Raw genomic sequence first — 9,531 nt, 5'->3', positions numbered from 1 at the left:
GATACCGATTTATTAGAAAAAGCTTCTGCATTACTACAAAATGCAATCGAGAAAAATATTGACAAACCAATTAGTTATTTAAAATCTTTAATTGCAAATAATCAATTTCATGTACAATATAGAAATTTAGATAATCTAGGAATTGATGAAATTAAAGAAATTATTAAAGATCAAAATTTATTAGAACTACTGGAACAATTGGAAAATGATCAGAAATAGAAGAGGTTCAAATAGAGCTAAAGCACTATTAGAAGAAATTGGCTTCGATGAAATAACTGATATTCCTTTGGATATTTTTGTTGCTGGACTTGGAGCAACATTAATAGAAGAGAAATTGCCAAGTTCGGACGGTAAAATTATCAGAGGTAATTCCAAAACATTAATAAAAGTAAACTCCAATATTCAGTTTGAAGAGAGAAAAAGGTTTACTGTCGCCCATGAAATCGGGCATTTTTTACTACATGACAAACTAGATTTAGAAATTCACGATGAAACATCTAATACACTAAACTGGTTTAATAATGCAGAGCAGCAAGCAAAAAAAGGAATTCAGGAATGGGAAGCTAACGATTTTGCATCAGAGCTTTTAATGCCGGAAGATATAATCCGGAAAGCTGCATTTAAAAAAAAGTTCTCTCCTGATTTAGTAAAAGAATTATCAGAAAGATTCAAAACCAGTTTAACCTCAATTATTTATAGATTATTATCATTAAATATCTATCCCTTATTTGTTGTTTTTATTAATAATGGTCAAGTTAAATATTGGAGTAAGTCAGATGGTTATTGGATAAAGATTAAAGAAATTACTAAATTATCTCCTCCCGAGGACTCTGTTGCCCAAGAATATATTGATGGTAAATATGATTTTTTATATTCAGGTAAAGATAAAGCGCAATCAATTTATAAATCGACATGGTTTGAGTTAAAAGATGAAGAGGAGGATAGTGATTTTTTTGAATATTGCATTCCTTACAAGCAACTTAAAACTATAATAAGCGTAGTTTGGGAAGAATAAGGCATATCATTGCTTCTAATCTTTTGTGCAATTATTTAAATATTACAAATTGTTTATTGAATACACATGTTCGAAGCTAGATTGATATGATGCATAAAAATGACTTTTATAAATCTTTGAAAAACTCATATAAAATAAATGACTATATACGAAAATGAACCAAAAACATGGAAAGATTTACAAAACAAAGTTGCCGAGATTTTAACTGTATGTGGCTATCTATGCGAAACAGAGAAAGACATAATTACGGTGAGGGAAAAAATTAATGTTGATGTGTATGCAGAAATAAGTAACCAAGTGTCTAGAAGCGTAATTATCTGTGAATGTAAATTCTGGAAAAAAAAAGTTCCGAAACATGTTGTGCACTCTTTTCGTACAGTTATAAATGACTATGGAGCTAATTACGGGCTTATAATTTCAAAAATTGGCTTTCAGAGCGGGGCATTTGAAGCAATTAAAAATACTAATGTTCAATTAGTTAATTGGTCTGAATTTGAAAATACTTTTAGGGCAGAATGGATCAGAAAAAAGTTAATTGCCATTTCTAAGACGACAAAACCTTTATATGATTATGTTGGTGTAGGTTTTATAGTGCTTTTTAAAGAACAACTTTCTAAACTTTCTCAAGATAAACTTGAAAAATACTACTACTTAACGGAAAAATACTTTAACCCTGTTTTTGCCACGGGAAATATTGATTACAAAAATGAAGAAACAAAAGAATTTGACATTGAAATGTTTGATAAACTTTTCCCATACTCTATGAGAGATTTAAATATAAATTTCGATTCATACGAAAGTTATTTTCTTTATTTAGAAAAAGTTTGTAACCAAGGACTAATTGAATTTGACAAATTATTTAAAGAAAAATTACGTCGATAAGATTAAACTAAAATTGTCTTAGTAGAAGTTGTTATTTCATGAAGAAAATTCATACTTGGTAGAGAAAACTCGGTCCCCTGCTCTGCGAAGAGTTCTTGCAAAAGATAAATTTGTAGCGAGTGCTGTGCGAATGTCTCCTGACTTCGCATCCGCAATCTAAATCGAATTTTAGTATAATAAAAAAAAGCTCCAGATTTCTCTGAAGCTTTGTCTTAGTAGCGGGAACAGGACTCGAACCTGTGACCTTCGGGTTATGAGCCCGACGAGCTGCCTACTGCTCTATCCCGCGTTGTTTCGGGTGCAAAGGTATAACCAATTATTGGATATTTCAACAAAAACTTTAAAAAATGTTTTATTTTCTGTATTGACTTGATATGACTACCTTTGCAGAATAAATAGTACACAAATGTCACATAAAGCAGGTTTCGTAAACATTATCGGAAATCCAAACGTTGGAAAATCAACACTAATGAATGCCTTCGTTGGAGAACGATTGTCTATAATAACATCTAAAGCACAAACTACACGTCATAGAATCCTAGGAATCGTAAATGGAGAGGATTTTCAGTTAATCTTATCTGATACTCCGGGAATTATCAAACCAGCATACGAAATGCAGGAATCGATGATGAACTTTGTAAAATCGGCTTTTGAAGATGCTGATATCCTAGTTTATATGGTAGAGATAGGGGAGCAGGAGCTAAAAGACGAAGCTTTCTTTAATAAAATCATACATGCCAAAATTCCAGTTCTATTGTTATTGAATAAAATCGATAATTCGAATCAGGAACAATTAGAAGAGCAAGTTGCGTTCTGGACAGCTAAAGTTCCTAATGCTGAGATTTTCCCAATTTCGGCTTTACAAAACTTTAATGTGCCTGAGGTTTTTGGTAGAATCATCGAATTATTACCTGAATCGCCAGCGTATTACCCAAAAGATCAATTGACAGATAAGCCGGAACGTTTCTTTGTAAACGAAACTATCCGTGAAAAAATCTTATTGAATTATAGTAAAGAAATCCCATACGCAGTAGAAATTGTAACCGAAGAATTTTTTGAAGATGAGAATATCATCCGTATTCGTTCTTTGATTATGGTGGAACGCGATACGCAAAAAGGAATTATCATTGGGCATAAAGGTGCTGCTTTGAAAAAAGTGGGAATGGAAGCTCGTGCGGATTTAGAGAAGTTCTTCGGAAAACAAATTCACATTGAACTATACGTAAAAGTGAATAAAAACTGGAGAAGTAATGCTAATATGCTAAAACGTTTTGGGTATAACCAATAAATGTTGATTTGGTTAATCGTTTAACTGTTTAATCGGGAATCGTTTAAACGTATAATCTAAAGTTGATGATAAAATCGGATATTAATCCTATGTCAGAATACTTTGACAGATATATAAATCTTGTTGAAGATATAGAACTAGAAGAAGCTTTTGAGAAAAGTATAGAACAATTACAATTGTTGGATATTTCCACTTTTATAGCATTAAAAGGGAAAACATATCTGGAAGGTAAATGGACAGTCAATGAAATTATCCAGCATATTACTGATATCGAAAGATTATTATGTTCAGGGACTTTGAGATTTGCAAGAGGTGAGGAGGATTTTGTTATAAGTTTTGATGAAGATGAAATAGCAAGAAAATCTAAAGCAAATTCTAAATCGATAACTGAAATCATTGATGAGTTAATTGCTGTAAGACGAGCGACAGCATTATTGTTTAAGAGTTTTGATGCTGAAGACTTGCAGAAAACAGGAATTAATTGGAAATATAGAATGTCTGTATTGGCAATGGGGTTTAATATAATTGGTCATCAAATTCATCATTTGGATTTTATTGAAGAAAAATATTTACCACTGATTGGTTAATTGTAAAAAAGGTTAATCGTTGAATCGGTTAATTGTTTAATCGAAAGTCTAGCCCTGATAGTAGTGGAAATCCTTTTGTGACGCTCCTTTAGCGGAACAAAAGATTACTTTACTTTATGTATTTTTAAAAGCGGAGTTCAGTGAACTTCGTTTGAAGCGGATAGCAGGAAAGAGCTCCTAATAAAAGTAGTCAGTTTTCAGTTTGAAGTTACAGTTTTAGCAGTTTTTTTACTGAATATTTAAAACTGATAACTGCAAACTAAAAAAGACTACCTTTGCAAAAAATTAAAATAAAGCATTTTGGATTACAAGTGATTAGGTTTTTAGGGAACTACAAATCTGAAATCTAGAATCCAGGATCTAAAATTTACACAAATGAATAACATTGTTGCGATAGTAGGAAGACCTAATGTAGGGAAATCAACCCTTTTTAATAGGCTGATACAAAGAAGAGAAGCTATTGTAGATTCAGTATCTGGGGTTACCCGTGATAGAAACTATGGTAAAAGCGAGTGGAACGGAAAAGAATTTTCGGTTATTGATACCGGCGGATACGTTCGCGGATCTGATGACGTTTTTGAAGGAGAAATCCGCAAACAAGTAGAATTGGCTATTGATGAGGCTGATGTTATTATTTTTGTGGTAGATGTAGAAGAGGGGATTACACCAATGGATGACATTGTTGCTCGTTTGTTGCGTAAAGTTACAAAACCGGTTTTACTTGCTGTAAATAAGGTAGATAACGCAATGCGTGAGAAAGATGCAATTGAGTTTTATAACCTTGGTTTAGGTGAATATTATACGTTTGCTAGTATTTCGGGAAGTGGAACAGGAGATTTATTAGATGCTTTAATCGAATCTTTCCCTGTAAAACCAGAACCTGTTCAGGAAGAAGTGGTTTTACCACGTTTTGCTGTTGTAGGACGTCCGAATGCTGGAAAATCTAGTTTTATCAATGCACTTATTGGTAAAGAACGTTTTATGGTAACAGATATTGCGGGAACTACTCGTGATGCAATTGATACTAAATTTGACCGTTTTGGTTTTGAATTTAACTTGGTTGATACTGCGGGAATCCGTCGTAAGGCTAAAGTGAAGGAAGATTTAGAGTTTTACTCAGTAATGCGTTCAGTTCGTGCAATTGAGCATGCTGATATTTGTATCTTGGTTATCGATGCAACTCGTGGATTTGAAGGTCAGGATCAAAGTATTTTCTGGTTGGCTGAGAAAAACCGTAAAGGTGTTGTAATCCTTGTGAACAAATGGGATTTGGTTGAAAAAGATACGATGTCGACTCGTGATTACGAAGAGAAGATCAAAAAAGAATTAATGCCTTTTACTGATGTGCCAATTTTGTTCGTTTCGGCTTTAACGAAACAACGTTTATTGAAAGCATTAGAAGCTACGGTTCAGGTTTATGAAAATAGACAACAAAGAATACCTACATCTAAATTTAATGAATTTATGTTGAAGGTGATCGAAGCTTACCCGCCACCAGCGACTAAAGGAAAATATGTGAAAATTAAATATTGTATGCAGTTGCCAACACCTACGCCTCAGTTTGTGTTTTTTGCTAACATGCCACAATATGTTAAGGAACCATATAAAAGATATCTTGAAAATAAGATTAGAGAAAATTGGGACTTTTCAGGAGTGCCAATCGATATTTATATCAGAGAGAAATAATAAACAGAAATCCCGAGAAATCGGGATTTTTTTATACAATTAATGTATGTTTACTGCGTTTTCTTTTGGCAGATTATCTTTGTTTGCAAGGCTGGTTTGTAAAGTTTGAAAATAGATGATAAATAGTTAAACCTTTGGCCTTTTTTTTGGTCTTATAGTATTAAAAAACCTTTTCATGTTTAGATTATACTCTTTTGTTTTGTTTTTTATTTTAGGTTATACAGCTAGTGCTCAAAATGACATTGTTATAAAGGGAACCGTCATCGATATTAATACGCAATTACCACTGGAACTGGCTACAGTTTATTTTACCACAGTTAAAGATTCGACTATAATTGAATATGCAACGACGGATAAGAATGGTTTTTTTAGCATAAATACTAAGAAATACGATAAACCTGTTTTTATGAAGATAAATTACATGGGATATCAGCCGTATTATGAGGAGGAAAAAGGATTACTGGCAAGTAAGGATTATGGGAAGTTGTATTTACTCGAGAACGTAAATGCCTTAGATAATGTGGTTATAAAAAGCGAAGCGGCACCAATTACAATGAAAAAAGATACGCTAGAGTTTAATGCAGCTTCGTATAAAGTGCGCCCAGACTCGAATGTAGAAGCTTTATTGAAGCAATTGCCAGGCGTAGATGTAGATAATGATGGTAAGGTGACTGTAAACGGAAAACAAGTAACTCAGTTTTTGGTAAATGGGAAAGCTTTTTTTGATAAAGATGGGGCGATTGCTTTGAAAAATTTGCCTGCTGATATTATAAAAAAAGTTCAGGTTTCTGATTTTAAAACCAAAAAAGAAGAATTATCTAAACAAGAATCAACTTCGGATTATTCGAGTATAAACTTAACTATAGACGAAAAGAAAAATAAAGGTTTCTTTGGGAAGATTCTTGGCGGTTATGGCTCTGACGATAGATATGAGAGTAGCCTTATCATGAATTTTTTTAATAATAAACAAAAAATTAGTGTTTTGGCTTCTTCTAATAATATTAATTCTACGGGATTCTCTATGGATGATGTGTTTGATAATATGGGAGGAGGAAGAAATAGTAAAGGATTAAGTAATAACTCTTCTGGTGGTGGTAAAGGAATCACACAATCGAACTTGCTGGGCTTTAATTACTCTGATGAATGGTCTAAAGATTTGGAAGCTACGGCGAGTTATGATTTCTCTAATACGGTTAATAAAAACGCAAGTAAGTCTGATCAAACTAGTTTTTTGCCTACAGGAAATATTATAACCAGTTCAGATTCGAACACAAGAAATGAGAATACAGGAAACAATGTAAATTTTGAGTTAGAGTATAAAATTAACCCAACTACTCAAATTTTTGTTTCGCCAAAGCTTAGCCAGTCTCGTTCTAATAACAATTCAGATTCATCTAGCTTTTCTGAAGATGGAAACGGGGAATCTTTAAACGAAAGTAATTCGAAATCCTATTCAGAAAGTACCAATACTAACTTTAGTAATGTTATTAACTTCAATAAAAATTTTGAGAGAAAGCATCGTAACCTAAGTTTGGTATTTATTAATAATAATACAAGTAATGATTCGGACGCATTAAATCTTTCGGAAACTATTTTTTATCAAGACAGTAAGCCTAACGATCAGAGAAATCAAAACACTAAAAAGAATACTGTTAGTGATACTTACTCGTTAGATCTGGAATATACAGAGCCTATAACTGATTCGTTGAGAGTAAGATTTGGATCAAATTTTGATTTGGCAAATACTATAAATGATGAAAAAACATTCAATTTTGATCCAACTACAGAATCGTATTCGGATTTAAATTTATCATTGACGAATTATATAACCTCCAAACAAAATTCGATTAGTCCTAAAGTTGGTATTACTTGGCAGAAAGATAAGTTTACCATAAACGTGAATTCCAGAACAGCAATTGTCGATTATGATAATCACTCTTTATATCTAAATAAAGAAACAGATTTAAATAAAAGATATGCATTGCCTTATGGTGATTTCCAAATTAGATACAAGTTTAGTAAGTCAAAAAATATATCATTTAAGTATGATTATTCTAATGCGCTTCCTACTTCGACTCAGTTATTGCCTGTCTTGAATCTGAGTAATCCATTGAATACTATAATAGGAAATCCAGATTTAAATCCTGTTGAGAAAAATAGTGCTAATTTTAATTTTAGGAATTTTGATTTCCGAACACGATCCGGTTATAGTTTGTTTGTAAGGGGAGATTATTATAAAAATGATGTTGTTTCGACTTCAATTTATGATGATAGCGGAAAAAGAACGACTACTTACACTAATATTTCGGGAACTTATGCTATTAATGCAGGAGGTAACTGGAACCAGTCTATAAAAAAAGATGCTCATGTTTTAAGATATGGTCTAGGATTAAATGGTAGTTATTCTTTTGATAAAGGATATACAAATGCGGTTTTGTACAATGCTAAATCTACTGCAATTACGCCAAAAGTATATTTATCATACGATTATGGTGAGTTGCTTACTATTGCTCCATCATATAGTTTTTCTTATAACGAAACAACGTATGAGAACTATTCTAGAGATGCGACCTCTAACGTGATTCATAAAATTAATTTGCAAGCAACAACATATTGGCCAGAAAACTTGGTTTTTGGTAATGATTTTGGATACACTTACAACTCTAATATTTCGAGTGATTTTAAGAAGGATTTCTTTCTATGGAATACAAGTCTGTCTTATGGAATATTGGATAAGAAAATGTTTGTGAAAGTAAAAGTTTACGATCTTTTAAACCAAAACCAAAGCGCCACAAGAACAATTTCGGCGACATCTATTCGTGATGAAGAAAATACTGTTTTAAGACGATATGTAATGTTTTCTCTATCGTATAAAATTGGAAATTTTGCATCTGATAAAAAAGGATCTAAGAGAAAAGGGTAAAAGGGAGGAAGCAACAAAGGTTCAAAGGGACAAAGCAACAAAGGTTCTAAGGTTTTATAGGTTCAAAAGAAACAAAGTTAGAAAAACTTAAAGTTTGAATTGGCTCCAGCTAAAGCTGGAGATATTAATGATTAAGAGGAAAAGGGCTTTAGCCAAATCTTTTCGTCTTGCATCTTGCATCTTTTCATCTCACATTCTCAAGTCTTCACGCTCTCACATTTTCCGATTAATTCTGTGATAAAGTGTAAGTCTGATAATATCTCTGTCGTAAAAATCGACTCCGCTCGCTCTTCGCTGAAAGTTTTTTAAGTAGCCAAGTTCTAAGCCAACATTTGGATTAAAATGATAACGTAATGCAGCATAAATTCTATTTTGGTCGAAGGTATTTCTCTTGATTTCTTTTCCGAAATTGAATAAGACTTCATCAGAAATGGTTCCTTTTAAGCTTCGTTTTTCTTTCTCCCAAAGGGTAAATGTAGATTGTAAACGGTACCGAAATCGAAAGGAAAAAGAGTAACCATCGAGTAATTCTTCTTGATTGGCTTTGTGAATAAAGCGTTCTTCTAGCTGAAAACGATTGTGGAAAGTGATTTTTGCAATGTCGTTTATAAGTGTAATATCTTGTTGTGCTCTGTATTCTGGAATCGAAAAATCGGTATCAATTTCTGTACTCTGGGTATTGACATTAAAATAAGCGAGACCTCCACCAAGATCAATAAGTTTATTTGCTCGGTATCTTCCCTGAACTCTTAAAACCCATAGGTTTTCGTGAATAGGATTGAGAAAACTGCGATTATCAATTTCAGAATGTAAGGACCACTTTTGGCTTAACGGCAATATATTGTAATATCTTATCCAGGTAAGAGTTTGCTGGTCGATATTTTTTTTGGTTTGTCCTGTCAATAATTGACTTGTTAGTACGAGAAAAAAAAGTAATCTGCAAGATTTCATTCAGCTGTTATTCAGGCTGCGAATATATACAATTGATATTGATAATTAAATCGACTTTTGTTTCGATTTTGTGATTTGGATGCTATCAGAGAAATAGGGAACGCGGATTATACGGATTCGCTCGGGCGAAAACGCGGATAAAAAACGGATTTTAAAATTTATTTATTTTGAGAAATCTTTATAATCTGTGATAAAGAAG

At 32.6% G+C, this 9,531-nt stretch carries 8 protein-coding genes and 1 tRNA gene; 7 read left to right on the top strand and 2 right to left on the bottom strand.

Annotated elements, in window-relative coordinates; all coding sequences use genetic code 11:
* The 3 genes from B8T70_RS23780 to B8T70_RS05300 all read left to right on the top strand — a co-directional run.
* A partial coding sequence (locus tag B8T70_RS23780; protein WP_165763193.1) for a hypothetical protein occupies window positions 1-219 on the top strand: 219 nt, incomplete at its 5' end.
* Window positions 206-1,015 carry an ImmA/IrrE family metallo-endopeptidase gene (locus tag B8T70_RS05305; protein WP_086894172.1) on the top strand — a complete coding sequence of 270 codons (810 nt, stop codon included), beginning with the start codon at window positions 206-208 and terminating at the stop codon, window positions 1,013-1,015. The genes B8T70_RS23780 and B8T70_RS05305, both read left to right, overlap by 14 nt.
* 138 nt (window positions 1,016-1,153) lie before the next feature.
* Complete coding sequence (locus B8T70_RS05300; protein WP_086894171.1) at window positions 1,154-1,897, top strand: restriction endonuclease; 744 nt, start codon at window positions 1,154-1,156, stop codon at window positions 1,895-1,897.
* A gap of 216 nt (window positions 1,898-2,113) precedes the next feature.
* Here B8T70_RS05300 and B8T70_RS05295 read toward each other — a convergent pair.
* Window positions 2,114-2,186, bottom strand: a tRNA-Met gene (locus tag B8T70_RS05295).
* Window positions 2,187-2,303: 117 nt separating this feature from the next.
* Here B8T70_RS05295 and era point away from each other — a divergent pair.
* The 4 genes from era to B8T70_RS05275 all read left to right on the top strand — a co-directional run bounded on the left by era (window position 2,304) and on the right by B8T70_RS05275 (window position 8,381).
* The gene (era, locus tag B8T70_RS05290) at window positions 2,304-3,185 is read left to right on the top strand and encodes a GTPase Era (RefSeq protein WP_039111452.1); all 882 of its coding nucleotides are present in this window, start codon (window positions 2,304-2,306) and stop codon (window positions 3,183-3,185) included.
* Between the two features lie 89 nt (window positions 3,186-3,274).
* A complete protein-coding gene (locus B8T70_RS05285) occupies window positions 3,275-3,772 on the top strand; it encodes a DinB family protein (RefSeq protein WP_165763192.1) in 498 nt (165 codons plus the stop codon).
* Between the two features lie 375 nt (window positions 3,773-4,147).
* A complete protein-coding gene (gene der / locus B8T70_RS05280) occupies window positions 4,148-5,458 on the top strand; it encodes a ribosome biogenesis GTPase Der (RefSeq protein WP_039111450.1) in 1,311 nt (436 codons plus the stop codon).
* 175 nt (window positions 5,459-5,633) lie between these two features.
* A complete protein-coding gene (locus B8T70_RS05275) occupies window positions 5,634-8,381 on the top strand; it encodes an outer membrane beta-barrel protein (RefSeq protein WP_086894169.1) in 2,748 nt (915 codons plus the stop codon).
* Window positions 8,382-8,594: 213 nt separating this feature from the next.
* Here the strand turns inward: B8T70_RS05275 and B8T70_RS05270 are convergent, their stop codons facing one another.
* On the bottom strand, window positions 8,595-9,332 hold the full coding sequence (locus B8T70_RS05270; RefSeq protein ID WP_086894168.1) for a DUF2490 domain-containing protein: 738 nt from the start codon (window positions 9,330-9,332) through the stop codon (window positions 8,595-8,597).
* Window positions 9,333-9,531: the final 199 nt, after the last annotated feature.

Origin of the sequence: Flavobacterium sp. AJR (assembly GCF_002156885.1) — a bacterium.
GTDB lineage: Bacteria > Bacteroidota > Bacteroidia > Flavobacteriales > Flavobacteriaceae > Flavobacterium.
Note: the sequence above shows the minus strand (reverse complement) of the source record. Positions and strands in the feature narration are given on the sequence as shown.